We start from the raw sequence: 15,616 nt of genomic DNA on the forward strand, positions 1-15,616 counted from the left end.
GTTATAAACGCAAACCCACGTTACGCACTCGTTGAAAACGAGCGCGAGATATTAAGGGCATTTAAAATCTTAACTCACTGCCTTCTTCCCTTCAATATTAGGCAATAAGCCGGTGAAGATACCTATCAGCGGCAAGTACGCGCAAACCTTAAATACATAGTTGATACTGGTCATATCAGCAACTTTACCCAATATAGCCGATCCTAAACCGCCCATACCAAAAGCCAGGCCGAAGAATAAGCCCGCTATTAAACCTACCTTTCCTGGTACAAGTTCGGTAGCGTAAACTAAAATTGCCGAAAATGCCGATGAAAGGATTAGGCCGATAAACACAGATAAAACGCCCGTCCAAAATAGCGATACGTAGGGCAGGAGCATGGTAAAGGGCGCTACACCCAATATCGAAATCCAGATGATGTATTTACGGCCAAAACGATCACCTAACGGCCCGCCGAAAAGCGTTCCCGCAGCTACTGATCCTAAAAACATAAACAGATAAATTTGTGATTGCTGAATGCTTAAATGGAACTTATTGATCAGGAAGAAAGTATAATAGCTGGTGATGCTGGCCAGGTAAAAATATTTGGAGAATATAAGCACCAGCAAAATGCCCAGGGAGAATATCACCCTTCTTTTGGAGATGTTCAACTGAACGGTTTCTTTAGCATTTTTGTTTTTTGCATTAAAACTGAGGCGTTCGGCATACCATTTAGCTATGCGGAGCAATACCAAAATTCCGGCGAAGGCGATAAGGCAAAACCAGATCACGTTTGATTGTCCGTAAGGGATCACGATAAGAGCTGCAAGCAGCGGTCCAATTGCGCTGCCGGCATTACCACCCAGCTGAAAAATAGATTGAGCCAGTCCTTTTTTTCCTCCCGATGCTAAATGTGCCACCCGGGATGACTCCGGGTGAAATATGGATGAGCCAATACCAATAAGGCTTACGGCCATCAGCATAATATAAAAGTTACCGGCAAAAGAGGCAAGCATCAGTCCGGATAGAGTGAAGCCCATGCCAATTGCCAATGAATATGGTTTGGGTTTTTTATCGGTATAAAGCCCTACAAAGGGTTGCAAAATAGAGGCTGTAATTTGATAAGTAAACGTAATAAGCCCTATTTGGGTAAAATTAAGACTAAACCGTTGCTTGATAAGCGGGTATATAGACGGGATAACCGATTGCAGCATATCATTAATAAAATGGGCCAAACTGATTGTGAACAAAATTGAATACACAGTTTGCTGAACTAATTTTTTAGGGTCCGTGGCAGAGATTGTTGGGGATGTAGATTCCATTGGTGACAGATTAAATTATAAAACATTATAACATCAGATGAATTTGATGAAATTTTTTAATATTGATGAATTTCGATAACGGTATTCCAGGCCTGTTTTGAATCGCAATCGAGAATGTTTTTCAGGAGCTTTTCGTGCAGGTGCTGAGTTTCGATAAAAATGCGCGTATCAGGGTGGATTTCAGTGAACCAGTTTTTTAAATGTACGGCTGCCGTTTTATATAGATCGCTCAGGATCTCGTTTTTTGATGCTTCGGCAATAGCGATGTGAAACTTAACATCAGCGTCAATGCACTCTTCCAATAGCCCGGCTTCGGCAGTTCTGTTCCTGGTTTCTAAATGGCTTTTCATGTTGAAAATATCTTTTTGCGAGCGGTTTATAGCAGCTTTCTCGGCTATTTTCATCTCCAGTAATTGTCTTACCTCATCAAGGTCCTGTGACCGGGCGCGTTTAATACGGGCTTCCATTGGCTCCGGATTAACAGTACTGCGCTCTACAAAAGTACCCGCACCCTGCTGGATCCTAAGCAGGCCTGATTGTACCAGGCTTTTTGTTGCTTCGCGAATGCTTGAGCGGCCAACACCAAACTCGGTCATAAGCTCCGGTTCGGTTGGTAGTTTATCATTTATTTGATACCTTCCTCCGGCAATCTGCTCCTTCAGTTTCTCAGCAATCTCTTCAGCCAGCGACCTTTTAATAATTTTACTCATTTGTGTAAATCATCAGATGAATTGCAAAGGTATAGGTTTGTTTGAGAAATAAAAGTTATTTTGGGGCAAAATCTATTTTAAAAAAAATAGTGCCAATTATTAGCCGGTGTTTTCTAAAGCATTAATATATATTTAAATTTAGCTTAACATTTGTGCCGTTACTTTGATGCCATAAAAATACCCCTTGTGAAACAATATTCGGATGCACAACTTTTACTTGAACTGCAGAGCGGTAACGACGGGGCATTCAGGGAAATTTATGAGCGCTACGCCGATAGGTTAATTGCCTTCGCGTTAAAGAAAACGCAAAACGAGGATGAAGCGATGGATATGGTACAGGAGCTGTTCCTCTCCATATGGAAAAATCGTAATACCATCCAGGTAAATGGTGCGCTTGAAGCCTACCTCATGGTTTCTGTTAATTACATGAGCTATAAGTGGTACAAAAAGCAAAGCATCAAGCCGCGACCGTTAGATGATGTTTCCAAATTACAGGAAACTTATGAACACAGCACCGACCAAAAACTTTCCCTTGCCGAATTGCACCTGTTAATCAATCAGGAAATAGCGGATATGCCCGAGAAAATGCGACAGGTTTATTTGTGTAGCCGCGAGCAGGATATGACCGGCCCGCAAATAGCCGAATTTTTAGGCTTATCGCACCAAACCGTGCGCAACCAAATTAGTAATGCTTTAAGCAGGTTGAAGAAATCTGTTCAGAAGTATTATGATGTCATCCCCTTTGATAATTACAGCAGATTTTTGCTGTTGATAATTTTTTTCAAAAAGTTATAGTACACTCCTCCGTCTCGGGTCACTTATCAGGTATAAAGCCCCTGTTAGGTGAATCAAAGAGAAATAAAAAAACTACTAAATAAGTTTAACGCCGGCAAATGTACCGACGAGGAATTGCAGCTTTTACAACAACTGATGCATAACATTGACACGGACGCCAAAACCGGCGACAATGTTAAAGCCCTTAAGCAACCGCTGTGGGAACGGATAGAAAAACAAACTATAGATAAAGGTAAAGTCCGCAGGCTAAATACCAGATGGTTAAGAGTTGCCGCCGCTGTTTTGGTAGCTGTATGTGCCGGACTGTTCTACTCCAAATTAGCTACCCACAAAAATGAGCAAATAGCTTACCAGGTAATCACCGCTCCTAAAGGCTGCATGAAACAGATAATGCTGCCAGATAGCTCAACTGTTCAGTTAAACGCAGGCACATCGTTAAAGTTCCCGGTTAGTTTTGGCGATACGAAAAGAGAAGTAACGCTGATAAATGGCGAGGCGTTTTTTGACGTGAAACATGATGTGAAGCGGCCATTTATGGTGCATGCCGCAAAAGTTATTACTCAAGTACTTGGTACATCGTTCAATATCAAATTTTATAAGGAGCTGCCCGACATACAGGTGTATGTGAACAGCGGGAAGGTAGAGGTGCATGATCAGCGCCATACATTGGGTTTTTACACACCCAGGCAGCAGTTAACCTATAACAAACAACATGAAAGCTTTACGCGCCAGGAACTAACGGCTGATCATTCGCTGAGCTGGATGCATGAGGAGTTGATACTGGATAATGTGTCATTTAAGGAAATTACCGTTTATCTGCGAAACCGCTATAACGTGAATTTTAAATACAATGAAAAACGATTGGCGCAGCAGCATTATTCGGTAAGGTTTTCAAATAACTTGAATATCAGGCAAGTGCTGGATATACTTCAGTTTATTGATGGCCGAAAGTATAAGTTAAACGGAGATACAGTAAATATTAAATAACAATATGAAAGGAAAACCAATGCCTGCTCCAACAGGCACTGGCTCAATTAAGTGTAGCTGCCAAAACTAAAAGCCAACAGGCAGTTACTAATCACTTTAAAAACAAATGTATGGAAAAATCTTTAACCCGGATTTCAAGAAGATTAATCTCAGCAATTTTGTTGCTGGTAACAACCCTGACGGCAGTATTGCCCTCACGCGCCTTCGCCGAGCGTAGTGTATCGCTGATGGATCAGCCGGTAACCGTAAAGTTTGCCGATGAAACCATGGACGCCTCGCTCGAGAAACTCAAAAAAGCGGTAAATACCGTCGCATTTAACTACAAGATGGATGATGTGGCTGTGGTAAAAGTAAAGGCAAATTCATTTGTTAACAAACCATTAAAAGATGTGCTTAACGCTTTAACTGCCAATACGCAATTGGAGTACCGCGAAAAGTACGGCACTATCATCATCTCGCACAAAAAGGTGGTACGTGCACCCGAAAAAATTACGGTGACCGGAACAGTGACCGATAAAGACGGTCCGCTGGCCGGCGTGGCTGTACGCAGCAAAACTTCAACTGCTGCCACTTCAACCGATGTTAATGGTAATTTTAAAATTACTGTTGAAAAGGGCGAGGTGCTGGTTTTTAGCTTTATCGGCTACAAAAGCCGCGAAGTTGCCGCCGGTCAATCGCCGCTTAGCATTACTTTGGAGGCCGACGTTACGGGTTTAAACGCCGTAGTAGTGGTAGGTTACGGTACTCAAAAAAATACCGATGTAACCGGTTCGGTAGGTTCATTAAAAGTTAGTAATGTTAAAGATCGTTCGGTGGGTTCGGTGACCGAAATGCTGCAGGGACAAATTGCAGGTGTTACAGTTTTGAACGAAGGTGGTGACCCAACTTCGGGCCCAAGCATCAGGTTACGCGGTCAAAGCTCTTTCAATAATGAAGGTCCGTTGATGGTTGTTGACGGTACCATTTATAACGGCGGCCCCATCGATCCTTCGGACATCGAATCTATCGACGTATTGAAAGATTCATATGCTGCCATCTATGGTGCCAAGGCTGCCGGTGGTGTAATTTTGATCACTACCAAACGCGGTAAACAAGGTAAAACCAATCTTGACATTACTGCAAAAGGCGGCGTACAAAACGCCTTGAAAATATTACAGGCCTTAAACGCTGCCGATTATGCAGATGCTATAAATACTGCTTATGATAACGCAGGCAAAACCCGTTTGCCAGCTTTTGACGCCACTGTAAACCCTGATTCGCGTGTAACCCGTACCAACTGGACAGATGCCTTGTTCAGAACAGGCTACATACAGGATTATAATCTGAATATCAGCGGCGGTAGCGAAAAATCTACTTTTTATATTTCGGGAGGGTATCGTAAAAATGATGCTATCCTGTTAAATACCAATGCTATCCGCTATAACTTTCGGGTAAACTCCGATCATCAGATCAATAACTGGTTAAAGATTGGCGAAAGTTTCTCTTATTCATATAACAACGGTCAGGGTGCTAATACTACAAGCGCTTACACTGGTGCTATCTTATCGGCTATATTTTATCCGCCAAACGCTTCTATTTACAATGCCGATGGCAGCTTTGGTGGCGTACCCGCCCAATATGCAGGTTCATATGGCGACGTTATCAACCCGGTTGCTTACTTAAAGCGCCTGGATAACAGTGATGCTGTAAACAGCTTTAACGTGAACCCCTATGTAGAAGTAAGCCTGATCAAAGGTTTGAAATTTCGCTCAAATCTGGGCATAACCAAAAATTCTGAAACTATCAAAAACTTCAGCACACGAGTGCTGGAGCCCGGTAAAAAGTTTTTTGATAACTTCCTTTTCCAGGAGCAAAACAATACACGCACTATCCTGGCCGAGCAGACTTTAAACTTCGACAGGACCTTTGGTAATCACCACGTAAGTGCTTTGGCAGGTTATACTTATCAGAATGATACCCAGGAGTTTTTTAGCGTTAACACAGATAACTACCTGAGCGAAGATCCTGCTTACCGTTATATCATCAACGGTAGTCTTAACCCAACAGGCGTACCGCTACAAGGCAACAAAAACGAATCTGCTTTGATCTCATACCTGGGCAGGATCGGTTATGATTATGCAAGTAAATACTTTATCAACGGTATCATCCGTCGTGATGCTACTTCATTGTTAACAAGTAAAAACCGCACCGAGGTTTATCCTGGTGTATCTGCAGGCTGGTTAATCAGTAAAGAATCATTTTTTCCTACCGATGCATTGGTGTCGTTTGCTAAGTTAAGGGCAAGTTATGGCCAGTCAGGTAACCTTGCAGGTTTGCCAAGCTTCCCTACTTCAGTTTCTTTAAGTAAAACCGCAGGTTATTTAGGCAATCCGGCTACAGCTATTACTGGTTCGGCTGTTGATGGTTTGGCCAACCTTAATCTTAAATGGGAAAAAGCTACGCAAACCGATATCGGTGTTGATTTAGGCCTCATGAACGGTAAGATCAATGTTACTGCCGATGTGTTTCAGAAAAGAAATACCCGCTTCCTCTTCCAGCCACCGGTTGCAGCTGTTTATGGCGTGTCAAACCCTCCGTTTGTTAATGGTGGTCAGATCACAAACAGAGGTATTGAGTTGGCGGTTAAATACCAGGGAAGCGTTGGTGAATTCCATTATAATTTAGCAGCTAACGGATCATACATCAAAAACAAAATTGATAACATACTTCCAGGTCAGCAAACCATCCTTTCTGGTCCAACAGTAAGGGATAACCTGGTACCTGTATGGTTACAACAGGGGTATTCTTTGTATTCGTTCTTTGGATACAAAACCGCGGGCTTATTCCAATCGCAGGATGAGGTAAATAATTATAAAGGATCTTCGGGTACGCTTATTCAACCAAATGCAAAACCAGGCGATATCAAATTCCAGGACCTTAATAATGACGGTAAAATAACCGAAGCTGATAAAACTTACCTCGGCACACCGTTTCCTAAATTTAGCTATGGTTTTACCGCAAACTTTAGCTATGGCCCGTTTGATATGAGCGTGTTTTTGCAGGGTGTAGCAGGCAACAAACTTTTCAATGCTGTTAAATACACTGGTTTAAATGCATCTATCCAAAACTATAACCTGCTGGCCGATGCTAAAAACGCCTGGACACCAACGCATACCAACACCAATATCCCGCGCTTATCTGCAAGTGATGCAAACGGCAACTTTGGTAACGTATCTGACTTTTACGTTGAGAACGGTTCATACATGCGTATCAAAAATGTAACGCTTGGTTACACGCTGCCAAAAGCGCTGATGACTAAAATTGGCGTACGCAGCGCTCGCGTTTTTGCCAACGCGCAAAACCTGGCCACATTTACCAAATATACAGGTCTCGACCCCGAAGTTGGTATTAACCAAAACGGTGTTGATTTAGGCTTGTACCCACAGGCAAGGATCATTTTAATAGGTGTTAACGTAGGCTTATAATCAATCAGGAACCACAATTAAGAAGATACAGAGATGAAACTTAAAAATATAATTAGCAAAGGCTTAATGGGTGTAATGATTATTGCACTGGCCGAAAGCTGTAAAAAAGGCACTTTAGATAATATTAAACCAACAGGTACGCCAACAAGCACCAACTTTTGGAAAACAGCTGCTGATGCCCAGGCCGCAGCTAATGGTTTGTATGAGAAACAAAGTAACAGCGAAGACCTTTACGGTCGTGGTTTCTTTTGGTTCATTAACGCCAGTGATGATATGGTTGTAGGCCGTACATCAGCCGATAGGGAAAATATCAAAAACTTTGTGTGTACCGGTAACGAGAGTAGTATTTACGCTCCATGGCAGTTGCACTTTGTTGTGATGAAACGTGCTAATGACGTGATCAACAACGTGCCGAACATTAACATGGATGCGGCTACCAAAAACTTTATTTTGGGCCAGGCTTACTTTATTCATGCTGTAATGCACCTGGAAATTGCCGATCTATACGGATCGGACAAACAAGGCGCTCCTTTGCAAAATCGCGCCAATCCATTAGCGTTCCCGGCGCAATTGCCTTCAGTTAAAGATAACTACGCTTATATCGAGGCTGATTTGAAAAAGGCAGCTTCTTTACTGCCTTACTTTGATAAGCTTGCCGCTGCCGATAAAGGCCGCGCTCATAAAACTGCTGCTTATGCTTATTTGGCTAAAACTTACCTGCATGCTAAGGATTACGCTAACGCCGAAAAATATGCCGACTCGGTTATCCTCAGCGGAAAACATGCTTTGCTAAGTAATTATGCGGATGTGTTCAAGATCGCTAATAACTATAGCTCTGAGTATATCTGGTCGGTTGCAAGTAACCTGAATGGCCAGAGTATTTTGCCTGGTGCAATGCTGGAGAACAAAGGCTGGGGTTTATATAACGGCTTCGGTTATTATCAGCCGACCAAAGAGCTTGTTGATGAGTTTGAAGCAGGCGATAAAAGGCTTCCGGCTACTATCCTGCAAAAAGGCGATAGCTTCCAGTATTTCGGTCAAACTTATACTTACCCAATTGGTGGTAAAAGCAACAGCTTAACCGGCTACCAGTTTAATAAATATATGGAACCGTTTAGCTATGCAGGTGGTATTCACGTAAGCCCTAACGGCGATGAGCCATCTACAGATTTAAACGTACCATTGTTGCGTTATGCCGAGATCCTGCTGATTAAAGCCGAAGCGCAGATCATGCAGGGCAAAAACGGTGATGCCGCGCTTAACCAGGTGCGTGTACGTGCAGGATTGCCCCCGATTACTAATGCCACAATGGCAAACCTCAAACACGAACGCCGCGTTGAATTGGCGGGAGAGTGGAGCGATCGCAATTTTGACCTGGTACGCTGGGGCGATGCACAGGCAATTTACGCAAAACCGTTACACGGTTCAGATGGCTCAGTTGTGTGGAAAGCTCGTAACTTTGACCCGGCGAGGGATAACGTTTGGCCAATTCCGCCAAAAGATATCCAGATAAGCCAGGGCCAGCTGAAACAGAATGCCGGCTGGTAATTGACATATTGAAACTTACAAAACCGGGCACAGCCCGGTTTTGCTATATCTATACCAAATGAAAAAAAGTACTACCCTAATTACGCTGGCAGCGCTGCTGGCAAACGCCGGCCTCACGGCCAATGCGCAGGTTAAAAACTACACCGTAGCCGACGCGCACTCCCATAACGATTACAAAAACAACATCCCTTTTTACCGGGCCTATGAAAAAGGTTTCGGTTCTATCGAGGCCGACTGTTATGCGGTTAATGGGCAGCTGATGGTGGCTCATGATAAAAAGGAGATTGACGCTAAAAGGTCGTTAAAAATCTTGTACATCGATCCGCTGATTGAAAAATTTAAACGCGACCCACAGCGCCATTTAAGGCTGCTTATCGAAATTAAGGAAGATCATAAGGCGGTATTGCCCTTGGTGATCAAAGAACTGAAACCGTTAGAACAGTATTTTAATTATGAAGGTCACCCGGGACGGCTATCTATAGTTATGACAGGAGCAGTGCCCCCTGCGGCAGAGATGACCAATTATCCGGCCTGGATCTCGTTTGATGTTGACCATATGAACGGCTTTACACCGGCGCAATGGAAAAAGATTGGCATGGTAAGCTTTCCGTTTGGTAAATATATGCACTGGAATGGTAAAGGTGTATTGAATAACGAAGAGATTGCGAGGATAAAAGCGGGGATCGATAGCGTACATAACTCCGGTAAAAAGGTGCGTTTTTGGGAGACTCCCGATACTAAAAGCAGTTGGCTGGCGCTAATCCGTTTAGGCGTTGATGTAATTGGCACCGATAAAATAGAAGAGCTTGGCGATTTTCTGAACAAGAAGCCAGCAGGTGAATATACCGCGCCACAAGGGTATGGCATTTATAAGCCAACTTATAAATCGGACGGTGCGGTTAAGAAAGTTAAAAACATCATTTTGTGTATCGGCGATGGCATGGGCTTATCGCAGATTTATTCGACCTATACCGCCAACCGAGGCCAGTTGAATATTTTCCAGATACTCAACATTGGCTTTTCAGTAACTAATTCTGCCGATGCTTATATCACTGATTCGGCGGCCGGCGCCACCGCTTTTGCATCGGGCCAAAAAACTAACGACAGGGCAGTAGGTGTTGATCCGTCAGGCAAACCATTGAAATCATTGGCTGATTACAGCGCCGAAGCAGGCAAAAAGACTGCCGATATTGTGGCCTGTGAATTGACAGACGCTACCCCCGCGGCCTTTTATGCGCACGACTCGGAGCGGAGCCATTCTACAGCTATCGCCAGTCAAATTACTTCATCGCCAATTGATATTTTCTTAGGTTCATCTTATAAAGATTTCATCTGGCCGGTAAATGGCGAAAGTACTGTCGATAAAATGAAAAAGAGGGGATACTTGGTGATCCGCAACTTTGATGAGTTTTTGAATAGTTCGGCCCCAAAAATCCTTGCTTTGATGGATGACAGCGTAACTCGCCCGAAAATGGAAGGCAGGGGGAATTATCTGTCGCTGGCATTTAATAAAGTAACCCAAACGTTCAAAAATGCCCCTAATGGTTTCTTTATGATGATTGAGGGTTCGCAGATTGACCATGGCGGTCACGCTAACAACTTAAAACAGGTGATCACCGAAAATAGCGACTTTGACCGTGTTGTTGGCGATGCTCTGAAATTTGCCGACGAAGATGGCGAAACCCTGGTAATTGTAACTGCCGATCATGAAACAGGCGGCTTAACCCTGCTTGACGGCAGTATCAACGATGGTTACGTATGGGGCGATTTTAGCACCAATGATCATACCGGTACCCCTGTTCCGGTATTTAGCTACGGCCCGCATTCCCTGGATTTCAGAGGGGTTTATAGTAATACCGAGATCTTTAACAAGATTAAGTCGTTGTTACAGTAGCTGCCGTAGCTTAATGGAGCGTTTAAAGCCTAACGATGCCTTTAAAACTTCGTTAGGCTAATGCTGTTTTGACGAGATTTATAGCTTAATTGAAAGATACAATACAGCGGCAATGGAAGCCCCAACCAATGGGCCGATAATCGGGATCCATGCATAAGCCCAATCGCTCGTTCCTTTGCCTTTTATCGGTAATAGCATATGCATAAAGCGCGGCCCAAGATCACGGGCCGGGTTGATAGCATAGCCGGTAGTGCCTCCTAATGACAAACCGATCACCCAAACCAGTAATGCTACCGGGATAGCGCCTACTGAGCCCAGACCAATAGGGGTTTTAGCAGGCGTGATTTCGGCACCGGCTATGTAGAAAATGGTGAAGAGCAATACAAAAGCACCTATTACCTCGCTGGCGATGTTTGATATGTAATTGCGTACGGCGGGACCAGTGCAAAATACAGCCAATATAGAAGCCGGATCATTTGTGCGTTTAAAATGATCGTAATACATTACCCAAACTAAAAAGGCGCCGATACAAGCGCCCGCAAACTGAGCGATAATGTAAGGAACAACGTTGGTCCATGCAAACTTACCTGCAATAGCAAGTGCTATGGTTACGGCAGGGTTGAGGTGCGCACCGCTATACGGCCCGGCAACAACAACCCCAACAAAAACGGCTAATCCCCAGGCGGTGGTGATCACTATCCATCCGCTGTTATTTCCCTTGGTATCTTTTAAAACTACGTTGGCTACTACACCATCACCTAATAATATCAAGAGCATGGTGCCTATCAGCTCAGCTACAAATGGAGACATGTTAAAATATTTTAAAGATGGATATTAAATAACTGTTACAGGATGCCCGGAATTTGACCAGCATTGAGCAGTGCTTACCGCACGTTTCCAACCCGCAATGCCCGATTTTACTTCATCAAGATCGTCAGCCGGAGTAAATTCCGCTTCGGCGGCCCACAAGTGCTGAATTTCGGCTATATCTTTCCAATAGCCTACAGCCAGCCCGGCCATATAGGCTACACCAAGTGCTGTAGTTTCGGTAACTTCGGGCCGGATCACTTTGCAGTTTAATACGTCTGACTGAAACTGCATCAGCAGGTTATTGGCAGTCGCCCCGCCATCCACACGCAGTTCTTTTATCTCCATGCCTGCATCAGCTTCCATCGCTTTAAGCACATCCATGGTTTGGTAGGCTATTGATGATAATGCGGCCCTTGAAATGTGGGCTGCTGTAGCACCCCTGGTTAAACCAACTATAGCCCCCCGGACTTCCGGGTCCCAGTAGGGAGCACCCAAACCTGCAAACGCGGGTACAAAGTAAACGCCCGCGGTATCTTTTACTGAGGTAGCCAGCTTTTCAACATCTGCCGACGTTTTGATAATGCCCAGCCCGTCGCGCAGCCACTGCACTACCGCACCGCCTATAAAAATACTGCCCTCAAAGGCGTAGGTGATCTCGCCGTTTATTTTCCAGGCGATGGTGGTAAGCAGGTTGTTTTTTGATTTGATAAACTCATGTCCGATATTCATCAGCATAAAACAGCCTGTGCCATAAGTGTTTTTAACCATCGCTTTATCAATGCACATCTGCCCGAACAATGCTGCATGCTGATCGCCGGCTATACCTGCAATCGGGATCCTTTGCGCAAACAAATTATTGGCTGTTTGTCCATATAGCTCGCTTGATTGTTTTACTTCGGGCAAGATACTTTTTGGGATATTGAACAGTTGTAGCAACTCCTCGTCCCATTGTTGTGTGCGGATATTGAACAGCATGGTACGGGCGGCATTGGTTACATCGGTAGCGTGAACTTCGCTGCGGGTTAACTGCCAGATGAGCCAGCTGTCAACCGTGCCAAAAGCCAGTTCACCGGCTTCGGCCTGTGCCCTGGCACCCTCAACATTGTCCAGGAGCCATTTTATTTTTGAGCCGGAAAAGTAAGCATCTATTACCAGGCCGGTTTTATCGCGGATCATTTCGCTATGACCGTTTTGCTTTAGTTCATCGCAAAAGGCGGCGGTACGCCTGTCCTGCCAAACAATGGCGTTATGAATTGGTTCGCCGGTTTTGCGGTTCCAAACTATGGTGGTTTCGCGCTGATTAGTTATACCTATGGCTTTAATATTGCCGCCACCCAAGCCTGCTTTTGCAATAGCTTCTGCGGCAACCCCAATCTGGCCTGCCCAAATCTCATTAGGGTCGTGTTCAACCCAGCCGGGCTTAGGAAAGTATTGCTTAAATTCTTTTTGTGCCGAAGCAATAATTTTACCTGTATGATCAAAAACTATTGCCCGCGAACTGGTAGTGCCCTGGTCGAGCGCTAAAATATATTCCTGCATAATTTGGTTTGGTTTACCTTGGTTTATTTATTGAATATCACATTAAATTTGCTCATTTTAATGTAGTGTTAGTATATAATTTTTTGCTGTTTCGTTAAATGCATTAATTTGTGCGGCTTCCCATGCTGCATCTTTTCCCAACTCAGCGGCCATAAGGTGTGCTACTTCGGCAGTCATTTCGGTAGCTAAGCGGGCATCTAAAAATAGTACACGGGTACGGCGCGCCAGGATATCCTCAACAGTACGCGCCATTTCATTCCTTACCGACCAGATTACCTCAGCCTTAGTATACCTATCTTTAGGGTGAACCGGGTTTCCCCAATCCGGGTTTTCATTTTGCAGTGCTACAATCTTTTCAATGTCGGCACCATAAACAAACATAGGGTTGGTACGGTCGGGGTTAGGGCGACTGCCATGGATAGATAATGAAGCGGTTTTACAGGGCTCGTTTTTAAGCCCGCCAAACTCAATGGCCTTATCAACAATATCTTCGGCCATTTTGCGATAGGTAGTCCACTTACCGCCGGTTATGGTAATTAAGCCGGACGCGGAAACGATTAATTTATGGCTTCGGGAAATTTCCTTTGTTTTTGATGATCCATCTTGTGGGGCGGCAAGCGGTCGTAAACCCGCAAATACACTTAATACATCGGCACGGGTAGGGGCTTTGGTGAGGTATTTGCCCGCGGTTCGTAGTATAAATTCCACTTCTTCGTCCAGTGCCACCGGCTCAAGGCTGTGCGAGTTGATTGGGGTATCTGTAGTGCCTATCAATAATTTCTCATGCCAGGGAACTGCAAAAAGTACGCGCCCATCTTCCGTTTTTGGGATCATCAGCGCATCGTCGGCCGGTAAAAATGAACGGTCGAGTACAAGGTGTACGCCCTGGCTTGGCCTAACCATGGGCTTCTTTTCGGGGGTATCCATTTTTAGTACATCATCAACAAAAACGCCGGTGGCATTGATCACTGTTTTTGCCTTTAATTGATACCCGGCGCCTGTCTCTGTATCAGTGGCTTTTACGCCTATGATTTTATTAGTAGTATCTTTGATTAATCCGGTTACTTTAAAGTAATTGAGCAAGGTTGCACTCTGTTCAACGGCGGTTTGCGCCAGGTTAATTGCCAGCCGAGAATCGTCAAATTGCCCGTCGTGATAAACCACCCCGCCATGAAGCCCTTTTTCCTGGATGCCGGGCAGTCGTTTAATGGTGTCTTTTTTTGAAATATGTTTTGCACGGCCAAAGCTTAGCTTGCCAGCTAATAAATCATAAATGCTGAGACCTATCGTATAAAAAACACCATCCCACCAGCTATAATTGGGAATAATGAAGCTTTCGTTTTTTACAAGGTGTGGTGCGTTTTGTAATAATAATCCCCGTTCACGCAAGGCCTCGCGCACCAGGCCGATATCGCCCTGTGCTAAATAGCGCACCCCACCATGAACCAGTTTGGTAGCACGGCTCGACGTTCCTTTGGCAAAATCGGCCTGCTCCAGTAATAATGCAGAGAAGCCGCGCGAAGCTGCGTCGACTGCAGCGCCAAGTCCGGTAGCTCCGCCGCCTATGATGATCAGGTCCCAGATCTTTTCGATATCGTTGAGGTGGCTAAGGTTCGCTTCTCTTGTAAATGAGTTCATTTTATTTCGATATTTATTCAAATATATAAAATCGAAATAAAAACAAAACTAAATGAAATTAAAAATAATTTTATTTGGTTACATTTGACTAACACGGAGCACAGTAAGCTTTGCAAAACATTACAGTTAATTTTTCTGTTTAATTTAGCGATTATGAGTAAAAACACCGACCGGCATAAGTTTATCCTGCAAAAGGTTGAGACAGATGGTTTTGTGAATGTGCAGGATCTGAGCAACCTGTTAAGTGTTTCGGAAGTTACCATCCGAAAGGACCTGAAACTTTTGGAAGATAAAAACCTACTTTTCAGAACGCATGGTGGTGCAAGCCAAACTAACCCTTATGCTAATGACAGGCCGGTAGCCGAAAAGGAGAAACTGAACGGCCCCGAAAAAAGAAAAATTGCCGCAGAAGCAGCGATAAGGATAGATACCAATGATTCGGTTATTATAGCCTCAGGTACCACAATGCTCGCCCTTGCCCGTGCCATGCAGCCTAATAAGCATCTTACGGTAGTCACCGCAGCTTTGCCGGTAGCGCTTGAACTTTTGCAGCATCCGCAGGTTGATATTGTTCAATTGGGGGGACAAATGCGAAACACATCCTCATCGGTAACCGGTAATTATGCCGAACTGATGCTGGACGATATGTTATGCGGCGTGTTGTTTTTAGGAGTAGATGGCATTGATCCTGAAATAGGCTTGACTACTACTAATTTATCCGAAGCCCGCCTTAACCAAAAAATGATCAATGCGGCCCAAACTACCATTGTATTGGCCGATAGTACCAAATTTGGTAAGCGGGGCCTGGCAAAAATTTGCGCGCTTGATCAAATCAACGAAATTATTACCGATAGCGGTATTAGCCCGGCAATGCTCAATATGCTGGAAGAAAAAGGGGTGAAGGTAACGGTGGTTTAATGGTATATAGTTAG

At 44.3% G+C, this 15,616-nt stretch carries 11 protein-coding genes; 6 read left to right on the plus strand and 5 right to left on the minus strand.

The genetic code is table 11. The annotated features are described in order from the left end of the window. Positions 1-69: 69 nt before the first annotated feature. On the minus strand, positions 70-1,299 hold the full coding sequence (locus IEX80_RS00920) for an MFS transporter (protein ID WP_188831644.1): 1,230 nt from the start codon (positions 1,297-1,299) through the stop codon (positions 70-72). A 56-nt stretch (positions 1,300-1,355) separates the two neighbouring features. Further along, complete coding sequence (locus IEX80_RS00925) at positions 1,356-2,009, minus strand: FadR/GntR family transcriptional regulator (RefSeq protein WP_176623919.1); 654 nt, start codon at positions 2,007-2,009, stop codon at positions 1,356-1,358. A 186-nt stretch (positions 2,010-2,195) separates the two neighbouring features. On the opposite strand from IEX80_RS00925, the gene IEX80_RS00930 reads away from it, so the two are divergent. The 5 genes from IEX80_RS00930 to IEX80_RS00950 all read left to right on the plus strand — a co-directional run bounded on the left by IEX80_RS00930 (position 2,196) and on the right by IEX80_RS00950 (position 10,697). Continuing rightward, on the plus strand, positions 2,196-2,804 hold the full coding sequence (locus IEX80_RS00930) for an RNA polymerase sigma factor (RefSeq protein ID WP_188831645.1): 609 nt from the start codon (positions 2,196-2,198) through the stop codon (positions 2,802-2,804). A gap of 48 nt (positions 2,805-2,852) precedes the next feature. Next, positions 2,853-3,791, plus strand: a complete 939-nt coding sequence (locus IEX80_RS00935; protein ID WP_188831646.1) for a FecR family protein — start codon at positions 2,853-2,855, stop codon at positions 3,789-3,791. Between the two features lie 110 nt (positions 3,792-3,901). Continuing rightward, positions 3,902-7,255 (plus strand): SusC/RagA family TonB-linked outer membrane protein, encoded by a 3,354-nt coding sequence (locus IEX80_RS00940; RefSeq protein WP_188831647.1) that lies wholly within the window; start codon positions 3,902-3,904, stop codon positions 7,253-7,255. A 33-nt stretch (positions 7,256-7,288) separates the two neighbouring features. Then, a complete protein-coding gene (locus tag IEX80_RS00945) occupies positions 7,289-8,803 on the plus strand; it encodes a RagB/SusD family nutrient uptake outer membrane protein (protein ID WP_229701474.1) in 1,515 nt (504 codons plus the stop codon). 58 nt (positions 8,804-8,861) lie between these two features. Beyond that, positions 8,862-10,697, plus strand: a complete 1,836-nt coding sequence (locus IEX80_RS00950) for an alkaline phosphatase (RefSeq protein WP_188831648.1) — start codon at positions 8,862-8,864, stop codon at positions 10,695-10,697. 78 nt (positions 10,698-10,775) lie between these two features. On the opposite strand, the gene IEX80_RS00955 is transcribed toward IEX80_RS00950, so the two are convergent. From IEX80_RS00955 to IEX80_RS00965, 3 genes are read right to left on the minus strand one after another with little or no spacing between them, the layout of a single operon-like run. Then, entirely contained in the window at positions 10,776-11,507 is a 732-nt protein-coding gene (locus tag IEX80_RS00955; protein WP_188831649.1) for an MIP/aquaporin family protein, read from the minus strand. Between the two features lie 24 nt (positions 11,508-11,531). Then, positions 11,532-13,046, minus strand: coding sequence for a glycerol kinase GlpK (glpK, locus tag IEX80_RS00960; RefSeq protein WP_188831650.1), 1,515 nt, complete (start codon positions 13,044-13,046; stop codon positions 11,532-11,534). Positions 13,047-13,103: 57 nt separating this feature from the next. After that, positions 13,104-14,684, minus strand: a complete 1,581-nt coding sequence (locus IEX80_RS00965; RefSeq protein ID WP_188831651.1) for a glycerol-3-phosphate dehydrogenase/oxidase — start codon at positions 14,682-14,684, stop codon at positions 13,104-13,106. Positions 14,685-14,837: 153 nt separating this feature from the next. Here IEX80_RS00965 and IEX80_RS00970 point away from each other — a divergent pair, with 153 nt between their 5' ends. After that, positions 14,838-15,602: a DeoR/GlpR family DNA-binding transcription regulator gene (locus IEX80_RS00970; protein WP_176623938.1), complete on the plus strand. Its 765-nt coding sequence runs from the start codon at positions 14,838-14,840 to the stop codon at positions 15,600-15,602. Positions 15,603-15,616 lie beyond the last annotated feature (14 nt).

The organism is Mucilaginibacter rubeus (assembly GCF_014643835.1).
GTDB lineage: Bacteria > Bacteroidota > Bacteroidia > Sphingobacteriales > Sphingobacteriaceae > Mucilaginibacter > Mucilaginibacter rubeus.